Origin of the sequence: Brevundimonas aurantiaca, assembly GCF_904830995.1 — a bacterium.
In the GTDB taxonomy this organism is placed as follows: Bacteria; Pseudomonadota; Alphaproteobacteria; order Caulobacterales; family Caulobacteraceae; genus Brevundimonas; species Brevundimonas aurantiaca.
The window spans coordinates 2,495,598-2,515,034 of sequence record NZ_CAJGVD010000001.1; the positions used below are offsets into that span (position 1 = coordinate 2,495,598).

Consider the following 19,437-nt stretch of genomic DNA (forward strand, 5'->3'; position numbering starts at 1 on the left):
GGGCGCCTGATCGGCTCTAGCCCGCCAGGGCGAGGCGGTTCCTGGCCCAGTCGGCGCGCGTCTGGCCCCACAGATGGACAGGCAGGTCGGCGAAGGGTTCTGGCAGGCGGGTGGGGCCGCGCGCCGTGGAGCTCAGCCGTTCAGCCAGCCGGATCGAGGCCGTATTGTCCAGGTCGATCGTGTGCACCACCTCGTCCCAGCCCAGGACGTCGAAGGCGTAGTCGATGGCTGCGGCGGCGGCTTCGAGCGCATAGCCCCGTCCCGTGGCGTCAGGGTGCAGGGACCAACCGACCTCCGGCCCCGGCCAGCCGTGGGGTCGCCACGGCCCGATCCGTCCGAGCCACCGGCCGGTGGTTTTCTCAAGCACCGAGAAGAAGCTTTCGCCGGTCAGGCTCCAGGCGCCGGCGACGGTCGCCATGATCCGCCAGGTTTCGGCCGGCGTCTTGGGGCCGCCGATGAAGCGCGTCGCATCGGGATCGGCCTGGAACTCGGCCCAACGCGGAAAGTCCTCCATCCTCGGGGGACGCAGGGTCAACCGTTCGGTCTCGATGCGGATCTCGGTCACAGCAGATACTCCCGCTCCAGCTCATAGTGACTGCCGTCGTCGGTCAGGACGCTGGAATAGAGGCCGAAACGGTCGATGCGGATCGGCGGCGAATGCAGCAGATTGTGGCCCGCCATCCAGGCGCCGATCCGGTCCGGATTGGTCTGGGGCTTAAGATAGGCCAGGGTGACGTGGGGGCGATAGTCGCGCTTCTCCAGGACGATGTTCGCCCGCTCGCCCGCCTTCCTGCAGCGACCGGCCAGGACCGACAGGGGTTCGTTGGGCGTCTCGACGCCGGCCCAAATCGTGTGGCTGCGATGGTTGTCGCCGAAGGCACCGACCCCCTTCAGCACGATCTCGAAGGGGGCGCCGGCCACGCGGGCCAGTTCGGACGCCAGGTCGTCGGCCCGCCGCTCGTCGGTCTCGCCGTAGAAGGCCAGGGTGACGTGAAGCGCCTCCAGCGGCCGCCAGCGGGCGCCGGGTAGGCCGGACTGACGCCGTTGCAGGGTCTCGCCGACGTCCGGCGGCAGGGTCAGGGCGGTAAACAGACGCAACATGCGACTGTTGGTAGCGGTCGGAACCGCCGCTTCCAAGTCCGGTTTTCCTTGCACTGGGAGCCTCGGCTTCCGATATTCAAGGCCTGTGACCGGGGAAGTCTCCCCGGCCGACTCGGAGAAGGTTCGTCGCCATGAGCGATTTCAACAACGGCTACGCCCGCCCGTTTCCGCAGACGGCCGACATGTCGGTCGACGCCGGCCTGCGCAGCTTCATGCTGGGCGTCTACAACAAGCTGGCTCTGGGCCTCGTTGTCGCGGCGGCCCTGGCCTATGTCACCGGCAATGTGCCGGCGGTGCAGCAACTGCTGTTCGGCGTGACGCCGGACGGCCGCGTCGGCCTGACGGTCCTGGGCATGGCGGTCCAGTTCTCGCCCCTGGTTCTGCTGTTCGGTTCGATGTTCTTCATGAAGAACCCCACGGCCAAGGGGGTGAACCTGCTCTATTGGGCCGTTGTCGCCTCGATCGGCGCGGGCCTGGGCATTCTGTTCCTGCGCTATACGGGCGCCTCGCTGGCCTCGACCTTCCTGGTCACGGCGGCGGCCTTCGGCGGTCTGAGCCTGGTGGGCTACACCACCAAGAAAGACCTGTCGGGCATGGGCACCTTCCTGATCATGGGCGTGATCGGCCTGATCATCGCCATGATCGTCAACATGTTCCTGCAATCCGGGACCTTCTATCTGATCATCTCGGGCCTGGGCGTGCTGATCTTCGCGGGCCTGATCGCCTATGACACCCAGCGTCTGAAGATGACCTATTACGCCCTGGGCGGTGACCAGAACGCCATGGGCGTGGCCACGGGCTTCGGCGCGCTGAGCCTGTTCATCAACTTCGTGAACCTGTTCCAGTTCCTGCTGGCCTTCATGGGCGGCAACCGGAACTGAGGTCGGTCGCAAGACGGATGCGGAAAGGGCCCCTCGCGGGGCCCTTTTTTGGTCAGTCCACCACCTGAAACTTCCGCCCGTCGAACACCTTGAGGGCCTGGGCCAGGTCGCGGCCGCGTTTCAGGATCTGGCCGCCCTCGCCGATGACGGCCCACTGGCCCTGGCGGGTCTGGAGCGCCGGGCGTTTTTCGATGCGGTACAGGGGGGCGTCGCCCGAGCGGCGGAAGACGGCGAATTCGGCGAAATCCTTGTGGCCGACCATGGCGTAGTCGCGCCAGTCGCCCTGGGCCACCATCCGGCCGTAGACCCGCAGGATCAGGTCCAACTCGCGCCGTTCGAAGAAGACCGGGCCGGCCTGTGGAGAGGGGGGCGGCGGCTCGTGCGGGGTCAGGCTCATGATCTGAACTTAGGCGCATCGGCGCGGGACGCCAGAGGGGGTGGAAAAAGCGCTTCAGACACCAAATGGCCCCGTTTCGGTCCTTCGCCCGCCCGTTTGGGCGGCGAAATAACGATCATCGGCTCGTCGGAGTTCGGAAGCGTCCGGATCCTGAACAGCCCCCCCAGCCCCCTGGATGTTTCCAACAAGGGCTCCGGCGGCCGATGCTTCCTCCAAGCGAGCGCCCGCCCTGCCGATCCCCTCCCCCTCCCAGGCAAGGCGGGCGTTTCGCTGTCTGGAGCCCGGCTGGAGCCGCTCAGGCGGGCGTCTTCTCCTCAGCCGTCTTCTCCCGGGGCGTCTTCTCCAATGTGATCGTTTGGGTGTCGCCGCCGCGCCGCACCTCCAGGGCGACGGAGCCGGCTGCGGCCTCCAGCGCCCGAGCCGCCGCGCGGATGTCCGCCGTCGCAACGCCGTCGATGGCGAGGACCAGGTCGCCGGCCAGCAGTCCGCCCTGGGCGGCGGGCGTGCCGGCCTCGACGGCCGAAACCTGAACCTCGCCCTCCACGTCCCGCAGGATGGCGCCATAGGCAAGGACGCGGTCCACGCCGACCTGGACCGGGGCCTCGACCGGCGGCTCGACGGCGAGGGCGGTCGTGGCCTCGCGCCCTCCGCGCAGATAGACGACGTTCAGGCTGGAGCCCGGCGCGGCGACGCCGACGGTGGCGTTGACGGAGCCGGCGTTGGCGACCGGTCGCCCCTGGAGGCGCAGTATGACGTCATCCTCGCGCAGGCCCGCGCGTTCGGCGGGCGAGCCGGGGGCCACATCGGCCACCACGGCGCCGCGCACGATGCCCAGCCGCATCCGGCGCGCCTGCTCGGGCGTCAGGGAGGCGAAGATGGCGCCGGTCTCGCCGCGCTTGACCTCGCCCTGGGTGCGCAGCTGGTCGGCGACATAGAGCATGATGCGGGTGGGGACGGCGAAGGCGATGCCGTCATTGCCCCCGCCCATGCCGCCCGACAGGATGGCGGTGTTGATGCCGATCAGCCGGCCCCGGCTGTCCAGCAGCGGCCCGCCCGAATTGCCCGAGTTCACGGCCGCATCGGTCTGGATATAGTCCTCCACCGCATCGCCCAGGCCCGATCGGTTCAGACCCGAGATCACCCCCATGGTCAGGGTCTGGTCCAGGCCCAGGGGGTAGCCCACGGCGAAGGCCAGGTCGCCGGTCCGCAGGGTGTCGGAATCCACCGTCTGCACCTGTTTCAGGTTCAGCGGCCGCCCGTCGGGCGTGATCCGCAGCACGGCGATGTCGGTGGCCTTGTCCGCCCCGACCAGGACGGCGTCGAACAGCCGGCCGTCGATCAGATCGACGGTGAATTTCCGCCCGTTCTCGACCACATGGTTGTTGGTGATCACCAGGCCCTGGGCCGCGTCGATGACGACGCCGGAGCCGGAGGCGTAGGGTTTGGGATCGTCCGCATCGGAACTGGGGCCGCGCGACTGGCCCAGGGTCGTCACCTTGACCACGGCCGGCAGCGAGCTTTCCAGACCTGCGGCGAAGCTGAAGACGCCGCGGCGCGCGTCATAGGGCAGGACGGTGGGCGCCGACTGGGCCAGGACGGGGCCGGCAGCGGCCAAAAGGGCGGTCGCAACAGTCAGGGAGGCGGCGGCCGAAAAGCGAAGCGTCATAGAATGTCCCTTGATCGAGCCGCGACCTTAGCCCGACTTGATCGACCTGACGATGGGCGCCGTCCCGATCGAAGGCCGTCGCGTCGGATGCGCGAAACAGGGCTTGCGCGGCGACCGTTCCCGCGTGACCATCGTCGGGCGAACACCGGGAGCCGCCGCATGAGCCAGACGACGATCGACCGCGCCCGCCGGGGCTCGACGGCGTTCGACCGCCTGTTCCGCGACCATCCGCGCGAGGTGGGCGAGACCTATCTCCAGCACATGGCCGCCTCGACCGCCTTCGCCTTTCGCCTGCTGCGGCTGGCGGGCGCCGCCTTCGCCCACGCCCTGATCCCCGGTGTGCACAAGACCACCGTCTCCACCGCCATCCGGGGCATGGCCCAGGAGATGGGCGGCCGGGCGGAGGAGGCGAAACAGAGTCGGATGCGCGACGCCGGGGTCTGGGACGTGGGGCTTTAGGGCGCTCCGACCGGCCCGGTCATGCAATTGCCGGGGTTTGTGCTATAGAGGCGGGCTAAACCGCATCCAGGATCGCCGCCTTGAGCATTACGCTCGATCTTTCCCGTGTCTCGAACGCGCCGGCCGTAAAGGCCCCCGTCAACCTGTCCGGTCTGACGCGCGCCGGCCTGCGCCAGGCCCTGATCGATGCGGGCGTCTGCCCGCCTGAAAAGGCCAAGATGCGCGCCAGCCAGGTGTGGAGCTGGATCCACCACTACGGCGTCACCGACTTCGCGGCCATGTCGAACGTCGCCAAGGACATGCAGGCCAGGCTGGCCGAGCATTTCACCCTGGCCCGGCCCGAGATCGTGGAACGCCAGGTGTCGAAGGACGGCACCCGCAAATGGCTGATCCGCACGGCGCCGGGCATAGAGATCGAGACCGTCTACATCCCCGACGTGGGTCGGGCCGGGGCGCTTTGCGTCTCGTCCCAGGTCGGCTGCACCCTGAACTGCACCTTCTGCCACACCGGCACCCAGAAGCTGGTCCGCAACCTGACCGCCGCCGAGATCGTGGCCCAGGTCCAGGTGGCCCGCGACGACCTGGAGGAATGGCCGTCGCCCAAGGAAGACCGCCGCCTGTCCAACATCGTCTTCATGGGCATGGGCGAGCCGCTCTACAATTTGGACAATGTCTCGGACGCGATCGACATCATCTCGGACAATGAGGGGATCGCCATTTCGCGGCGGCGGATCACCGTCTCGACCTCGGGCGTGGTGCCGATGATCCCCGAGCTGGGCGAGCGGACCGGGACCATGCTGGCCATCAGCCTGCACGCCACCAACGACCCGCTGCGCGACGTCCTGGTGCCGCTGAACAAGAAATATCCGCTGGACCAGCTGATGGCCGCCATCCGCGCCTATCCGGGCCTGGGCAACGCCAAGCGGGTGACGTTCGAATATGTCATGCTGAAGGGCGTCAACGACAGCCCGGATGAGGCGCGCGCCCTGGTCAAGCTGATCCAGGGCATACCGGCCAAGGTGAACCTGATCCCGTTCAACCCCTGGCCCGGCACGGACTACCAGTGCTCGGACTGGAAGACGATCGAGGCCTTCGCCGCCATCCTGAACCGCGCCGGCTACGCCAGCCCCATCCGCACCCCCCGCGGCCGCGACATCCTGGCCGCCTGCGGCCAGCTGAAGTCCGAGAGCGAGAAGCTGCGGGCGAGCGCAATCAGGAAGGCGGAGCAGGCGGCGGCGTAAGCGGCGTTTCAATCTTCCCCCGCTTGCGGGGGAAGTGTCAGTTCGTCGAGCGTAGCGAGACGGCTGACGATGGGGGAAGTCTATTTGCTTTAAGCAAGACTTCCCTCTCCGACCCTGGTCCGCTTGCGCGGACGCCGGGCCACCTCTCCCGCAAGCGGGAGAGGGTCTATGGACCGTCTCCGACACATAATGTCACCCAGTGTGTCTCAGTCGCGCTTGCGGATTAGGGCGGCAATCGGGCAAGGCGTGTGGACATGGACCCCTCACTGACGAACGTCCTGTCGAGCGCCGAGGTGCAGGCTTTCGCCTCGGGCTTTCCGGTCATGGTCACGCACCTGATCGTGACCCTGCTGCTGCTGGCGGCGGGGGCGACGGTCTACGCCCTGCTGACGCCGTGGAAGGAGATCGCCCTGATCCGCGAGGGCAATCCGGCCGCCGCCGTGGCCTTCGCGGGCATTCTGGTGGGTCTGGCCATTCCCTTGGCGGTGTCCCTGTCGGTCTCGACCTCGGTGCGGGACGTGGCCATCTGGGGCGTGGCGACCCTGGTGCTGCAGCTGCTGGCCTTCCGGATCGTGGACCTGATGCTGCACGGCCTGCCGCAGCGGATCAAGGACGGCGAGGTTGCGGCCTCGGTGGTCCTGGTCGGGGCCAAGCTGGCGACCGCCCTGATCCTGTCGGCCGCCCTGACCGGCTGAGCGGCGAACGGATCGCGTCATGCAATTTCCCCGCCTGCCGGACTGGGCCATCTACGGAGCGGTGGCGGGCGTGCTGCTGGCGGTGTCGCTGGGCCGGCGCGAGAACGCCGACGCCCCGCCCGCCCCGCCGCCGCCCGACGAGATCGAGGGCGCCCTGCTGGGCCCCATCACCCCCTTCGACACGGCCGTCACCCTGGACGCGCCGGACACGCCCTTTACGCCGAAATCCGGCACCGCCTTTTCGATCGCCGGGCGCGGTCGCTGGGTCACGGCCCGCCATGTGGTCGAGGGCTGTCGTCGGCCGGCCCTGGTGGTGGGCGGCGGCCGGGCGGTGGCGGCCGATGTGCGCCTGGCTCCCCGGGCCGACGTGGCCCTGCTGCTCACGGAAGGCGGGCCGCCCGCCCTGCCGGTCGCGGTCCAGGCCCCGCTGCGCAAGGGCCAGCGCGCCTTTCACCCCGGCTTTCCCCAGGGGCGGGCGGGCGAGGTGACCTCGCGCCTGCTGGGGCGCGAGACCCTGAAGGTGTTCGGCCGCGGCGCCCATGACGAACCGGTTCTGGCCTGGGCCGAGGTCGGGCGCACCGACGGGCTGGAGGGGACCCTGTCGGGACTGTCGGGCGCGCCGGTGATGGACGGGCGCGGGCGGGTGCTGGGCGTCACCATCGCCGAGGCGCCGCGCCGGGGCCGGATCTACACCACGGCCCCTGAATCCTTCGCCCCCGCCATTCGCGGCGAACAGCGGGCGGACGAGGCGGCGCTGGGCGAGCCGGTGACGATCGACAACTACGGCCGGGTGGCGGACGCCCTGCGCCGCGACCTGCGCGTGGCCCAGGTGGTGTGTCTGTCGGTTTGAGGCCTTCGTCTCCTCCCCATGAAATGGGGAGGGGGACCGCGCGAAGCGTGGTGGAGGGGTTGTCAACGCCGCACCGACCGTAGTGATGCGGAAAGAACCCCTCCGTCACGACGCGAAGAGCGTCGCGCCACCTCCCCGCAGAGCGGGGAGGAGACATGATGGCTGCGCCTACTTCAGCGAACCGCTGTTGAGGTTCAGTTCGCTCGCCTCGATGACCTCCAGGTTCGGGTGTTTGGTCCGCAGGGCGTCGAGGAACAGCGACCCGTCGCCGACGATCACCAAGCTGGCGCGATTGACCGGCAGGTGTTCGGCGAAGGCGGCCTGGACCTGTTCCGGCGTCACGGCGCGGACGCGGCCGGCGTAGTCGGCCAGATCGCTCATCGGCAGGTCGTAGAGGGCCAGGTTGGCGACCAGGGCGCCCAGGCCGTCGACCGTCTCCAGCGAGCGGCCGAAGCCGCCGATCAGGGTGGCCCGGCGCGGCGCCAGGTCGGCCTGGGTCGGGGTTTCCGCGCCCAGTTTGGCGATCTCGGCCAGGATCAGATCGGCCACCTCATCGGCGGTCTCGTTCTTGGTCTGGGTCGAGGCGGTGAACAGGCCCGCATCGGCGCGCGCGCCCAGGGAGGAGCCGGCGCCGTAGGACAGGCCGCGCTTGATGCGGATCTCCTGGTTCAGCCGCGACGAGAAGCCCCCGCCCAGCAGGGTATTGCCTAGAGTGAGCGGGAAATAGTCGGCGTCGGTGCGCGACACGCCGCTAATGGCGGCGACAACCGCAGCCTGACCCGCGCCGGGCTGGTTCACCACGACGATGCGCGGGGCCAGGGCCTGACCGGCCGGGGCGGCGACGGGCGCGGCCGCCTGACCCGCCGGGCGCCAGTCGCCGAACGCCTGTTGCGCCAGGGCGCGGGCGGCCGCCGGGGTGATGTCGCCGGAGAAGACCAGGGTGGCGTCCGAGGGGCGATAGCGGGCGGCGTGGAAGGCCGCGACGTCCGCCGGGGTGATGGCGGGCACCGACTGGACCGTGCCCGAGCCCGGCGCCCCGTAGGGGGCGTCGCCATAGACGACCCGGCCCACGGCCTGGCCGGCGATGGAGCCCGGCTGGCTGAGGGCGACGCGAAGATTGTCCAGGGTCTGAGCCTGCTGCCGCTCAAGCTCCTCGGCGGCGAAGGTCGGGTTCTTCACCAGATCGGCCATCAGGGCGACCGTCTGGGGGAAGGCGTTGGCCGGGGCGTTGGCGTAGACATTGGTGAAGTCCACGCCCGCGCCGGCGCCGATGGAGGCGCCCAGCTGTTCGATCTCGGTCGCGATCTCGGGCGCCGACTTGGTCTTGGTGCCCTGGGTCAGCAGGGCGGCGGTCATGGAGGCGATTCCGGCCTTGCCCGCCGGGTCGTCAGACGAGCCGGCGTCGAAGCTGAGGCGGGCCGAGACCAGCGGCACCCCGTCGGTCGGGGCGACCAGGACGCGAAGGCCGTTGTCCAGGCGGAAGTCGGCGACGGCGGGGGTGGCCGGGGCCACTTCCGCGCCGGGCTGCGGCAGAGGCGTGCGCTGGGCCTCCGGCAGCAGGACCGCCGGGGTTCCGGCCGGCGCCAGGTCGGCGACCTTGACGGGGGCGTCGACGTTCATCTTCTGAACCGAGGGCGGGTTCTGTTCGTCGGCGGGCAGATAGCGGATCGTCGACTGGCGCTGGGGCGTCAGATATTTGCGGGCGACGCGCTGGACGTCGGCGACGGTGACGGCCTGGATCTGGGCGATCTCGCGGTCGGCCGAGGCGGCGTCGCCGGTGTTGATCAGGGCGAAGCCCAGCGCCGAGGCGCGATCGTCCACTGTCTCGCGATTGCGCAGCGCGTCGGCGACGATCTCGTTCTTGGCCTCGGTCAGTTCGGCGGCGGTGACGGGGGCGTCGCGCAGCTTGGCGATCTCGGCGTTCAAGGCGGCGATCCCTTCGTCCGCCGTATGACCCTGGGCCATGATGGCCAGGGCGGTCAGATTGCCGGCCTGCTGGGCGAAGTCGGGGGTGGAGCCGATCTGGGCGGCGATCTGCTGATCATAGACCAGCGAACGGTACAGGCGGCTGCTTTCGCCGGTGGACAATATGCCGTCCAGCACGGTCAGGGCGGCGCGGTCGGCGTCGGCGTATTTGACCGTCGGCCAGCCGATCACCACGGCCGGCAGGGGGACGTTGGGGGCGTAGTAGGTGACGTCGCGCGGACCGGTCGGCTCGGGCTCGGCCACATTGTTGGCCGGCAGCGGCGTGGTCGGGTTCTTCAGCGGAACGAAATACTGATCGATCCAGCGGTCCAGCTGGGCCTGGTCGAAGTTGCCGGCGACGATCAGATAGGCGTTGTCGGGCCGGTAGTAGGTGGCGTGGAAGCGCAGGACGTCGTCCAGGGACGAGGCGTTCAACTCCTCGATCGAACCGATGCCGGGACGGCGATAGGGGCTTTCCTGATACAGGGTCTCGGGCACAAACAGGCCGAACAGACGGCCATAGGGGTTGGCCAGGACGCGCTGGCGATATTCTTCCTTCACCACGTCGCGCTCGGCGACGAAGGTCGGCTCGTCCACGACCAGGGAGCCCATCCGCTCGGCCTCGGCGAACAGCATCCGCTGCAGGTGGTTGGCGGGGACGGTCTCGAAATAGGCGGTGGTGTCGTCGGCGGTGAAGGCGTTGTTCGAACCGCCCACATCCTCGGTCAGCCGGTCGAAGGTTTCAGGCGGCAGGTTCCTGGTCGCCTTGAACATCAGATGTTCGAACAGGTGGGCGAAGCCCGAGCGGCCGGCCGGATCGTCCTTGGACCCGACCTTGTACCAGACCTGGACCGTCACGTTCGAGGTGTCGGCGTCGCGGGCGGTGTAGACCTCCAGCCCGTTCGGCAGGACCCGCTTGGTGAAGCCCAGCGGCGGGACGACCACGCCCTGCTGGGCCTGGGCCTGGGCCTGGGCCGTGGCAGGCGCAGGCGCGAGTGCGGCGGCCGGCGCCGCGAAGGCGGGCGCGGCGAGGCCCAGCAGCAGGGCCGAGGCGGCGACGGTGACGGTGAGGCGGACTTTCATCGAGATCTCCAGGCCCGGAACGCCGGGCGATGGGACCGTATCAGCCCTCGGCTGACATGCACCTTACCGAGCTGTAATTATCGTCGTTCAAACACCTCAACGCCGATCTCGCCGTCCGGCGTCAGCCAGGCGTGTTTCATTCCCTGGCTGTTGAAGGGGGCGGCGATGTTTCCGGCGGCGTCCAGGGCGATCAGGCCGCCGTCGCCGCCCATTTCGCCGATCTCGTCGATGACCGCCTGGGTCGCGGCGGCCAGGGTCTGACCCGCCGCGACGCGCCAGGCGACCTGGGCGGCGGCGGCGACGCGGATGAAATATTCGCCCTGGCCGGTGCAGGAGGTCGCGGCGTGACCGTCGGCCCAGGTTCCGGCGGCGGGGATGGGGGTGTCGCCGGCGCGGCCCGGCATCTTGCCGAAGACCCCGGCGGTCGAGGTGGCGGCGGCCAGGCGGCCGGCGGCGTCCAGCACGCAAGCGCCGACGGTGCCGTGGCTCAGGGTTCCGGGCGGATGATTGTCCTCGCCCTGACCGGCGCCCGTATACCAGGCGGCCTCGTCGGCGATCGGCTCCAGCCCCTGATCCTGGGCGAACAGGGCCGCGCCCTCGCCCACCAGCATGACGTGGGGGGTGCGCTCCATCACGGCGCGGGCCGCGACGACAGGGTTGCGAAAGCCCTGGAGGGCGGCGACGGACCCGGCCCGTTTCGTCGATCCGTCCATCAGGCTGGCGTCCAGCTCATAGGCGCCGGCCAGATTGGGCGAGGCGCCCTTGCCGGCGACATAGAGGCCGGAATCCTCCAGCATGACGACGGCGGCCGTGGCGACGTCCAGGGCGCTTTCGCCTGCGTCCAGACGCGGCTTCATGGCCTCGACCACCTGGCGCATGTGGGCGACTTCGGCGTCATAGTTGCGTTCGCGCCGGGCGCCGGCGCCGCCGTGGAGGATGAGGGCGGTCATGGTCTGTCTTTCCGAACCTGCTTTTCGTCGCCTCTTTCAATCGGGCGTGGCGCTCTTTAGCGTCGCGATGAAGGCCGCGCCATGTCGGTCGAAGACAAGCGGGCCTCAAGTCGCGCTAAGCGCGGTAGGCCCAAGGGAGGAATGATGCGTGCAGTTCTGTCCAAGGCCGCCGGCGGTCCCGAAACTCTCGTGGTCGAAGACGTGCTCGATCCGACGCCCAAGGCGGGGGAGGTGGTCATCGAGGTCAAGGCCGTGGGGATCAACTATCCCGATACGCTGATCATCGAGGACAAATACCAGTTCCGGCCCGAACGGCCCTTTTCGCCCGGCGCTGAGGTCGCGGGCGTGGTCGAGGCGGTGGGCGAGGGCGTCAAGGGCGTGGCCAAGGGCGACCGGGTTATCGCCGTGCCCGGCTGGGGCGGGCTGGTCGAACGGCTGGCGGTCCGGGCCGAGACGGTCATTCCCATGCCCGAGGCGATGAGCTTCGAGGAGGCGGCGGCCCTGATCATGACCTACGGCACCAGCTATTACGCCCTGAAGGACCGGGCGCAGCTGAAGCCGGGCGAGACCCTGCTGGTGCTGGGCGCCGCAGGCGGCGTCGGCGCCGCCGCCGTGGAGCTGGGCAAGGCCATGGGCGCCCGCGTGGTCGCCGCCGCCTCGACCAATGACAAGGTCGAGTTCGCCCTGGCGCTGGGGGCCGACAACGGCCTGATCTATCCGACGGGGCCGATGGACAAGGCGGCGCAGAAGGCGCTGTCGGGCGAGTTCAAACTGGCGACCGGCCGCGACGGCGCGGACGTCGTTTATGACGCGGTCGGCGGCGACTACGCCGATCCGGCGCTCAGGGCCATGGACTGGAACGGGCGCTATCTGGTCGTCGGCTTCCCGGCGGGCATCCCGGCCCTGCCGCTGAACCTGACCCTGCTGAAGTCGGTGTCGGTGATCGGGGTCTTCTGGGGCGCGGCCGTGGCGCGCGATCCCAAGGGCCACGCCGCCAACATGGCCGAACTGATGCAGATGTACGCCGAGGGCAAGATCAAGCCGCGCGTGTCCAAGACCTTCCCGCTGGAGAAGGCGGGGGCGGCGATCGCGGCCCTGGGCGACCGGCAGGCCCTGGGCAAGATCGTGGTGACGGTGGGGGATTAGATCAGACCCTCTCCCGCCTGCGGGAGAGGTGTCGCGGCGTCCGCGTAGCGGACCAGCGACGGAGAGGGGAGTTTCGCCGAAAGGAAGACTTGCCCCATCGTCAGGCGTGTCGCTTCGCGCCACGGCCTGACACTTGGAGCGGGGGAAGGTCGGTCATCCGCCCCTCAGCCGCTCCACCGCCTCTTCCGCCTGGTCGCGGTGGCGGCGCTTGATGTTGGCGCCCAGGGTGGCGATCAGGGCGGCGATGACGGCGGCGTCGTCGGTGTAGCCTATGCCGGCGAACAGGTCGGGAATGGCGTCCACCGGCATGACGAAATAGGCCAGGGCGGCGAAGATCATCCCCTTGGCCGGAAGCGGAGTCTGGGGATCGCGGGCGGCGTACCAGGCGGCCAGGGCCTGATCCGCGAAGGGGATGCGTGCCGCCGTGCGCTGGATCTTGGGCCAGAAGCCGCGCGTCACCCGCGCCTCATTGACCTTCACCACGGTCGGGACCAGGGCCTTTTTCGGGTCCAGGGCGTCTTCGGGCGAGACGGGTTTGGCTTTGGCGGTCATGGCCGCTAAATCCTCAAACGAAACTCAGGTTCATTACAACATAGGAAAGACCGGGATGAAACTCGACAGCAGCATCGCCGCCGTGGTCACGGGCGGGGCGTCCGGCCTCGGCGAAGGCACGGCCCGCGCCATCGCCGCCACGGGCGCCAAGGTGGCCCTGTTCGATCTGAACGCCGAAAAGGGCGAGGCCATTGCCGCCGAGATCGGCGGCGTCTTCTGCCAGGTGGACGTGACCGACGACGCCTCGGTGGCCGCCGCCTTCGAAAAGGCGCGCGCCGCCCACGGCCAGGAGCGGCTGACCGTCAACTGCGCCGGCATCGCCACCGGCATGAAGACCGTCTCGCGCAAGAAGGACACCGGCGAGATCAAGGCCCACGACATGGCCCAGTTCGAGCGCACCGTGCGGGTCAATCTGTTCGGCACCTTCCGCGTCCTGTCGCAGTCGGCGGCGGGCATGGTGACGCTGGAGCCCATGGCGGACGGCGAGCGCGGCCTGATCGTCAATACGGCCTCGGTGGCGGCCCAGGACGGCCAGATCGGCCAGGCGGCCTATTCGGCCTCCAAGGGCGGGGTCTACGCCATGACCCTGCCGATCGCGCGGGACCTGGCCCAGGAAGGGGTGCGCTGCAACACCATCCTGCCCGGCATCATGTGGACGCCGATGATGGCCGGCATGGATCAGAAGATCCAGGACAGCCTGGCCGCCGCCATTCCCTTCCCCAGCCGACTGGGCACGCCCGCCGACTACGCCTCCCTGGTGCTGGAACTGGCGCGCAACGTCTATATCAACGGCGAGTGCATCCGTCTGGACGGGGCCATACGTTTGGCGCCGCGCTGAGGCGCGGAAGGGCGCTACGCTCGCGACGCGGTCGCTCGCTGCTTGAGCGCCAAAGCACTCATGCGGCGAGCGTGGGGGCGTCCCGGCTTCGGCCGTTTAGGCGTGAATCCGGCTCAAGCAGCGCGAAGCGCGATAGCCGCAAAAAAGAGCTTGCGGTCCGCCGCAACCCTCCGCTATACGCCCCCTCCTCGACGGGGCGCACACGCGGCGCCTTACGGATTGCGGGCGTAGCTCAGGGGTAGAGCACAACCTTGCCAAGGTTGGGGTCGGGCGTTCGAATCGCCTCGCCCGCTCCATGTCGGGATGCAAAATCAGGGGCCTGTCGTTCTCGGCAGGCCCCGATTTTTTGCCTGAAACCCAGCGATGTCTCAGAGCAGGGCGGCCGCCAGCGTCAGGGCGCCGAGGCCCAGAGACAAGGGTAGCCGCAGCCCCAGCCAGCCCTGGGGCGTCAGGCCTAAGGCCTTCAGCCGGACATCGACCAGGACGCTGAGGGCGATGAAGCCGCCCAGCAGGCCCAGCGACAGTCGGAGATCGCTCTCGCCCGCCGCGAGGGGCCAGGCCGCAGCCAGGGCCAGCAGCGACGGAAGCACCGCCACGCTCCAGACCCAGGCCGGGGCCTTGCCGCGCGCGGCCGTCGCCAGGCCCCACCAGACCCCGCCCAGGAAGCTGAAGATCAGGGCGGCGTAACCAAAGGCCAAACCCAGGGCCAGGGGGCGCAGTTCGGCCCCGCCGCCGACCAGCAGGGCGACCGCCGCCGCCTGGGGCAGCAGGCCCGAGAAGCCCAGCAGGCGGGCGAGGGAGGGAAGGCGGGCGGGGGCGTTCGTGTCCATCTCGATCCGGCGTCTGTGCGGGGAGGCAAATCCGATCCCCGGCGCCGGTTCGTATATCACGATCACCGCGCGCCGCGCCTTCCGGAAGCTCTCCTCCCCGATGATCCGACGTTCAGCCCGCCCCGCGCCCTGTTCTGAACCAAGCCGATGAGCCGGCTGGTCGTCTGGCACGACGGGGCCTGCCCCCTGTGCCGCCGCGAGATCGCCCTGATGCGACGGCTGGACCGGCGCGGCGCCATCGAATTCGTCGATGTGGCGGGCGACGGGGATGTCGCCTGCCCGCTGGATCGCGAAACCTTGCTGGCCCGGTTTCATGCGCGCGAGGACGGGCGGATCCTGTCGGGGGCGGCGGCCTTTGCGGCCATGTGGCGGGCCATTCCCTTGTTGCGGCCCCTGGGCCTCGCGGCGCGGTCGCCGATTGTGCTGGCGGGGCTGGAGGCGGCCTATCGCCTGTTTCTGAAGGTGCGGCCCCGGCTTCAGGCCCTGGCGCGAAGGGCGGGGTGAGCCATGGCGGTGCTGAGACTGGTGCTGGGCGATCAGCTGTCGGACAGGCTGACCGCCCTGGAGGGGCTGGATCCCGCCGCCGATACGGTGCTGATGGCCGAGGTGCGCGCCGAGGCGACCTACGTCCGCCATCACAAGCAGAAGATCGCCCTGGTCTTCGCCGCCATGCGCAACCACGCCGAACGGCTGAGGGCCCGGGGCGTGCGGGTGCGCTATGTGGCGATCGACGACCCGGACAACAGCGGCTCCATCACCGGCGAACTGGCGCGGGCCCTGGATGCGGGTCCCTATGGCCGGGTCGTCCTGACCGAATGCGGGGAATGGCGCCTGGCCGAACATCTGGCGGCCTTCGCCGAAGGGGCGGGCCTGCCGGTGGAGATCCGCGAGGACCGGCGGTTCATCTGTTCCCACGACCGGTTCCGACGCTGGGCCTCGGGCAAGTCGCAGCTGCGGATGGAGTTCTTCTATCGCGAGATGCGGCGCGCGACCGGTCTGCTGATGGACGGCGATCAGCCGGAGGGCGGGCGCTGGAACTATGACGCCGAGAACCGCAAGAAGGCGCCGCGCGGGGTGAAGCCGCCCCAACGGCTGCGCATCACGCCCAACGCCATAGCCCAGGGGGCCATGGCGGACGTCGCCTGCCTGTTTCCCGATCATTTCGGCGCCCTGCACGACTTCGGCTGGCCGACGACGGCCGAGGAGGCCGAGACGGTTCTGGAGGATTTCCTGGCGAACATCCTGCCCGGCTTCGGCGACTGGCAGGACGCCATGGCGGAGGATCAGCCGTGGATGTGGCACGGGCTGATCTCGACGTCGTTGAACCTGGGCCTGCTTGATCCGGTGGACGTCTGCCGCCGGGCCGAGGCGGTCTATCGCGCCGGACGGGCGCCGTTGAACGCGGTCGAGGGCTTCATCCGCCAGATCCTGGGCTGGCGGGAGTTCGTGCGCGGAATCTACTGGCTGAAGGCGCCCGAATATCGGGCAAGGAACTTCCTGGACGCGGACCGGAATCTGCCCTGGTTCTACTGGTCGGGCGAAACCGACATGGCCTGCGTGGCCGATGTGGTGAGGACGACGCGGGAGAACGCCTATGCCCATCATATCCAGCGGCTGATGGTGACGGGCAATCTGGCCTTGCTGCTGGGCGTGCATCCGGATGCGGTCGATGACTGGTATATGGCCGTCTACGCCGACGCCTATGAGTGGGTGGAGATGCCCAATACGCGGGGCATGGCCCTGTTCGCGGACGGCGGGATCGTGGGGTCCAAGCCCTATGCGGCGTCGGGGGCCTATATCGACCGGATGAGCGACTACTGCGGCGGCTGCCGCTATGACGTGAAGAGCAAGAGCGGCGACGCGGCCTGCCCGTTCAACCGGCTGTACTGGGGCTTTCTGGAGCGGAATCGGGGCCGGCTCAGGGACAATCCGCGCCTGGCCATGCCCTACCGAACCCTGGACGGGTTCGGCGAGGCGAAACGGGCGGCCCTGGCGGCGGAAGCCGAGGCGTGTCGCACCCTGCTGGGCGCGACGCCCAGGGATTGAGCGCGAGCTTGGCTGGAACCTCGACGGGAGCTGCGGGATTTGCTTGGCTGTTTCCCCGTTCGAGCCAGAGAGGTCGCCTCCATGATCGCCCTTCGCCGCCCCGCCTCCCGTCTTCCTGTCCGTCTGCTGGCCGCCGCCGTCGCGGCCTCGGCCCTGTCGGCCTGCGCCTATAATGAGGCGCTCGGTCGCAACCAGCTGCTGCTGGTCGATAACGCCTCTCTGGCTCAGCAATCGAACGCCGCCTGGCGCGAGGCGATCAGCAAGCCGGGCGTCCAGACCTCGGGCGCCCAGGTCGATCGCATCCGTCGCGTCGGCAACCGTCTGGTCCAGGCGGCGGGCCTCGGCGACCGGACCTGGGACTATGCGGTCTTCAGCGAGAAGAGCCCGAACGCCTTCGTCCTGCCGTCCGGCCAGATCGGCGTGACCGACAGCCTGCTGGCCCTGGTCCAGAACGACGACCAGTTGGCGACCGTGATCGGCCATGAGATCGGCCATGTCGTCGCCAACCACGCCGCCGAGCGGGCGTCGAGCCAGGCGGCGACCTCCATCGGCCTGGCGGCCGTCGGCGGGGCGGCGGGGCGTTACGGCGACGCGGTCAACGCCTATGGCGGTCTGGCGGCCCAGTACGGTCTGCTGCTGCCCTATTCACGGCGCGACGAGCTGGAGGCCGACCGGCTGGGCGTGGACTATATGCAGGCCGCCGGTTTCCGCCCGTCCCAGGCCGTGGCCCTGTGGCGGCTGATGGCGGCCCAGCGTCAGGCCAGCATTCCGCAGTTCGCCTCGACCCACCCGTCGGACGCGACCCGGATCGACCTGCTGCAGCAATATATCGCCGGCAAGGGCTGGAGCTGATCAGACCTTGATGTCGAGATAGGTCCCCGGACGCATGATCCGGGGCGGCTGTCCGTCGGTCGATGGCGAGGGCGGGGTCGGAGGCGTCGGGCTTGCGGCGGGCGTCTGAGGCTGGATCGGAGCAGCCTGGATCGGATTGGCCTGGACCTGGTTCAGGGCCGCGCGGAAGAAGGCGGCCTGGGCGTTGCGCGCCGACGAGGTCTCGCCGCCGGACGGCGGAAGGGTCTGGGGCAAACCTGGACGAATCGCGCTCATAGCCAACCGTTAACGCATCGCGGGGCGCCAATCGTTAACAACGATCTCAGGAAAGAAGGTTAATCCCGGCTTAACGGCTGCTTTTTGAAGGCGGGGCGCGGGCCGGCGTCTGCATGGAGGCGACCAGCCGCTCGATATCGGCGTCGTTCAGCAGGGGGCCGGACTGTTTGGCGGTGATCCGGCCCATGGCGTCGACGGCGAAGGTCTCGGGCACGCCGGATATGCCCAGGTCCAGCCCGGCCCGACCTTCGCGATCGACCAGGACCATCGCATAGGGATCGCCCAGTTCGTCCAGGAAGGCGCGGGTGGCGACCGGCTCGTCCTTATAGGCCACGCCGACGACGGCGATCCCGCGCGCCTTCAGCGCCAGAAGTTTCGGATGTTCAATCCGGCAGGGGGCGCACCAGGAGGCGAAGACATTCACCAGCATGGGTCGGCCGACCCCGGCCGTCTTGAGGTCCAGATTGCCCGGGCCGGCGGTGTCGCCGGTCAGCATGGGCAGGACGGTCTCGGGGATGGGCTGGCCGACCAGGGCGTCAGGCTTGAAGGCCGGGTCGCGCTTCAGAGACCAGCCGGCGAACAGGGCGAACAGGGCGACCGCCACGACGAGCGGCAGCAGGGCCAGCCAGCGGTTCATTTTAAGGGCCCTATCGCGCTTTGCGCTGCTTGAGGACGCAGGGAGACAGCCGCGTCTGATGTCGCGCTCTGGTCTTTTTCCAGACGCTCGAGTTCCCGCTTCCATTTGCGCGAGGCGATCACGGCGCGGACCGTCAGGGCGGCCAGGACCAGGGCGCTGACGCCCCAGGCAGGCCAGACGAAGGCGGCGTAGGGCGCCATGTCGAGGTCGAGCATCTTAGGCCTCCAGCGCCTTTCGCGCGCGCAGGGTCAGGACGCGGCGGCGGCGGATCTCGGTGCGGATCGCCGTCAGCCACAGGGCCGCGAACAACACCCCATAGGCCGCCAGCATGGTCAGGAAGGGGGGCAGATAGACGGGATCCAGGCCCGAGGCGCCCGGCGTCAGGAAGCTGGCCGGCTGGTGCAGGGTGTTCCACCAGTCGACCGAGAATTTGACGATGGGCAGGTTGATCAGCCCGACCAGGCCCAGGACGGCGGCGGCGCGGGCGCCCTTCTGCTCGTCGTCGATCGAGGCCCGAAGCGCCATATAGCCGAGATAGAAGAGGAACAGCACCAGGACGCTGGTCAGGCGCGCGTCCCAGACCCACCAGGTTCCCCACATGGGCTGGCCCCACAGCGAGCCGGTGAAAAGAGCCAGGGCGGTGAAGGCGGCGCCGGGCAGGGCGGCGGCCCGGGCGGCGGCGTCGGCCAGGGCGTGGCGGAAGACCAGGGCGAAGAAGCTGGAGACCCCGAGCGCCGCATAGGCCCCCAGGCCCAGGCTGGCGGCGGGCACATGGACGAACATGATCCGCACCGTGTCGCCCTGCTGATAGTCGGCGGGCACGGTGAAGCTGAGCCAGGTTCCAACCGCCAGCAGGACGGCGGCGGCCGTCCACAGCACCGGCGTCAGCGGGCCGGTGAAGCGCATGAACCGCTGCGGATTGGACAGGCCGAACATGGTGTCAGCGATTACGCGGCGGGACGGCGGCGGGCAAGCGGCGTGTCACGGCGTCCC

General features: G+C 69.4%; 22 protein-coding genes and 1 tRNA gene. 11 read left to right on the forward strand and 12 right to left on the reverse strand.

Translation table 11 applies throughout. The annotated features are described in order from the left end of the window. Window positions 1-16 precede the first annotated feature (16 nt). Entirely contained in the window at window positions 17-565 is a 549-nt protein-coding gene (locus JMT67_RS12230; protein WP_201463599.1) for a GNAT family N-acetyltransferase, read from the reverse strand. Continuing rightward, entirely contained in the window at window positions 562-1,101 is a 540-nt protein-coding gene (gene thpR, locus JMT67_RS12235) for an RNA 2',3'-cyclic phosphodiesterase (RefSeq protein ID WP_152949407.1), read from the reverse strand. Before thpR ends, JMT67_RS12230 begins: the two co-directional genes overlap by 4 nt. 131 nt (window positions 1,102-1,232) lie before the next feature. Here thpR and JMT67_RS12240 point away from each other — a divergent pair, with 131 nt between their 5' ends. Then, on the forward strand, window positions 1,233-1,982 hold the full coding sequence (locus JMT67_RS12240) for a Bax inhibitor-1/YccA family protein (RefSeq protein ID WP_201463600.1): 750 nt from the start codon (window positions 1,233-1,235) through the stop codon (window positions 1,980-1,982). A 52-nt stretch (window positions 1,983-2,034) separates the two neighbouring features. Here the strand turns inward: JMT67_RS12240 and JMT67_RS12245 are convergent, their stop codons facing one another. Together JMT67_RS12245 and JMT67_RS12250 are read right to left on the reverse strand one after the other, a co-directional pair. After that, window positions 2,035-2,379 (reverse strand): DUF2794 domain-containing protein, encoded by a 345-nt coding sequence (locus JMT67_RS12245; protein ID WP_201463601.1) that lies wholly within the window; start codon window positions 2,377-2,379, stop codon window positions 2,035-2,037. A 295-nt stretch (window positions 2,380-2,674) separates the two neighbouring features. Continuing rightward, entirely contained in the window at window positions 2,675-4,045 is a 1,371-nt protein-coding gene (locus JMT67_RS12250; protein ID WP_201463602.1) for a trypsin-like peptidase domain-containing protein, read from the reverse strand. A 159-nt stretch (window positions 4,046-4,204) separates the two neighbouring features. Here JMT67_RS12250 and JMT67_RS12255 point away from each other — a divergent pair, with 159 nt between their 5' ends. From JMT67_RS12255 to JMT67_RS12270, 4 genes are all read left to right on the forward strand, one after another. Next, window positions 4,205-4,504 carry a DUF6356 family protein gene (locus JMT67_RS12255; RefSeq protein ID WP_201463603.1) on the forward strand — a complete coding sequence of 100 codons (300 nt, stop codon included), beginning with the start codon at window positions 4,205-4,207 and terminating at the stop codon, window positions 4,502-4,504. A gap of 80 nt (window positions 4,505-4,584) precedes the next feature. Beyond that, the gene (gene rlmN, locus JMT67_RS12260; RefSeq protein WP_182713389.1) at window positions 4,585-5,745 is read left to right on the forward strand and encodes a 23S rRNA (adenine(2503)-C(2))-methyltransferase RlmN; all 1,161 of its coding nucleotides are present in this window, start codon (window positions 4,585-4,587) and stop codon (window positions 5,743-5,745) included. A gap of 254 nt (window positions 5,746-5,999) precedes the next feature. After that, on the forward strand, window positions 6,000-6,440 hold the full coding sequence (locus JMT67_RS12265; RefSeq protein WP_183217506.1) for a DUF350 domain-containing protein: 441 nt from the start codon (window positions 6,000-6,002) through the stop codon (window positions 6,438-6,440). Between the two features lie 19 nt (window positions 6,441-6,459). Beyond that, window positions 6,460-7,290, forward strand: a complete 831-nt coding sequence (locus JMT67_RS12270) for a S1 family peptidase (protein ID WP_183217508.1) — start codon at window positions 6,460-6,462, stop codon at window positions 7,288-7,290. A gap of 168 nt (window positions 7,291-7,458) precedes the next feature. Here JMT67_RS12270 and JMT67_RS12275 read toward each other — a convergent pair whose 3' ends face one another. Then, window positions 7,459-10,338: a M16 family metallopeptidase gene (locus tag JMT67_RS12275; protein ID WP_201463604.1), complete on the reverse strand. Its 2,880-nt coding sequence runs from the start codon at window positions 10,336-10,338 to the stop codon at window positions 7,459-7,461. A 77-nt stretch (window positions 10,339-10,415) separates the two neighbouring features. Further along, entirely contained in the window at window positions 10,416-11,288 is an 873-nt protein-coding gene (locus tag JMT67_RS12280) for an isoaspartyl peptidase/L-asparaginase family protein (protein WP_201463605.1), read from the reverse strand. 144 nt (window positions 11,289-11,432) lie between these two features. Between JMT67_RS12280 and JMT67_RS12285 the strand changes: the two genes are divergently transcribed. Further along, entirely contained in the window at window positions 11,433-12,434 is a 1,002-nt protein-coding gene (locus JMT67_RS12285; protein WP_201463606.1) for an NADPH:quinone oxidoreductase family protein, read from the forward strand. Between the two features lie 153 nt (window positions 12,435-12,587). On the opposite strand, the gene JMT67_RS12290 is transcribed toward JMT67_RS12285, so the two are convergent. Beyond that, complete coding sequence (locus JMT67_RS12290) at window positions 12,588-12,986, reverse strand: YkvA family protein (RefSeq protein ID WP_054764619.1); 399 nt, start codon at window positions 12,984-12,986, stop codon at window positions 12,588-12,590. 55 nt (window positions 12,987-13,041) lie between these two features. Here JMT67_RS12290 and JMT67_RS12295 point away from each other — a divergent pair, with 55 nt between their 5' ends. Further along, the gene (locus JMT67_RS12295) at window positions 13,042-13,824 is read left to right on the forward strand and encodes an SDR family NAD(P)-dependent oxidoreductase (RefSeq protein ID WP_201463607.1); all 783 of its coding nucleotides are present in this window, start codon (window positions 13,042-13,044) and stop codon (window positions 13,822-13,824) included. 221 nt (window positions 13,825-14,045) lie between these two features. Then, window positions 14,046-14,120: transfer RNA gene (locus JMT67_RS12300), tRNA-Gly, on the forward strand. A gap of 72 nt (window positions 14,121-14,192) precedes the next feature. Here the strand turns inward: JMT67_RS12300 and JMT67_RS12305 are convergent. Continuing rightward, on the reverse strand, window positions 14,193-14,654 hold the full coding sequence (locus JMT67_RS12305; protein ID WP_201463608.1) for a DUF3429 domain-containing protein: 462 nt from the start codon (window positions 14,652-14,654) through the stop codon (window positions 14,193-14,195). A 147-nt stretch (window positions 14,655-14,801) separates the two neighbouring features. Between JMT67_RS12305 and JMT67_RS12310 the strand changes: the two genes are divergently transcribed. The 3 genes from JMT67_RS12310 (at window position 14,802) to JMT67_RS12320 (ending at window position 17,552) form a co-directional block, all read left to right on the forward strand. Further along, complete coding sequence (locus JMT67_RS12310; protein WP_201463609.1) at window positions 14,802-15,158, forward strand: thiol-disulfide oxidoreductase DCC family protein; 357 nt, start codon at window positions 14,802-14,804, stop codon at window positions 15,156-15,158. Window positions 15,159-15,161: 3 nt separating this feature from the next. Then, a complete protein-coding gene (locus JMT67_RS12315; RefSeq protein ID WP_201463610.1) occupies window positions 15,162-16,700 on the forward strand; it encodes a cryptochrome/photolyase family protein in 1,539 nt (512 codons plus the stop codon). A gap of 81 nt (window positions 16,701-16,781) precedes the next feature. Further along, window positions 16,782-17,552 carry a M48 family metallopeptidase gene (locus JMT67_RS12320; protein ID WP_201463611.1) on the forward strand — a complete coding sequence of 257 codons (771 nt, stop codon included), beginning with the start codon at window positions 16,782-16,784 and terminating at the stop codon, window positions 17,550-17,552. Here JMT67_RS12320 and JMT67_RS12325 read toward each other — a convergent pair whose 3' ends face one another. From JMT67_RS12325 to JMT67_RS12340, 4 genes are all read right to left on the reverse strand, one after another. Next, window positions 17,553-17,807: a hypothetical protein gene (locus tag JMT67_RS12325; RefSeq protein WP_201463612.1), complete on the reverse strand. Its 255-nt coding sequence runs from the start codon at window positions 17,805-17,807 to the stop codon at window positions 17,553-17,555. Window positions 17,808-17,877: 70 nt separating this feature from the next. After that, on the reverse strand, window positions 17,878-18,444 hold the full coding sequence (locus JMT67_RS12330) for a DsbE family thiol:disulfide interchange protein (protein WP_201463613.1): 567 nt from the start codon (window positions 18,442-18,444) through the stop codon (window positions 17,878-17,880). After that, window positions 18,441-18,659 (reverse strand): heme exporter protein CcmD, encoded by a 219-nt coding sequence (ccmD, locus tag JMT67_RS12335; protein ID WP_182713397.1) that lies wholly within the window; start codon window positions 18,657-18,659, stop codon window positions 18,441-18,443. Before ccmD ends, JMT67_RS12330 begins: the two co-directional genes overlap by 4 nt. A gap of 1 nt (window position 18,660) precedes the next feature. Next, complete coding sequence (locus JMT67_RS12340) at window positions 18,661-19,380, reverse strand: heme ABC transporter permease (protein WP_183217526.1); 720 nt, start codon at window positions 19,378-19,380, stop codon at window positions 18,661-18,663. Window positions 19,381-19,437 lie beyond the last annotated feature (57 nt).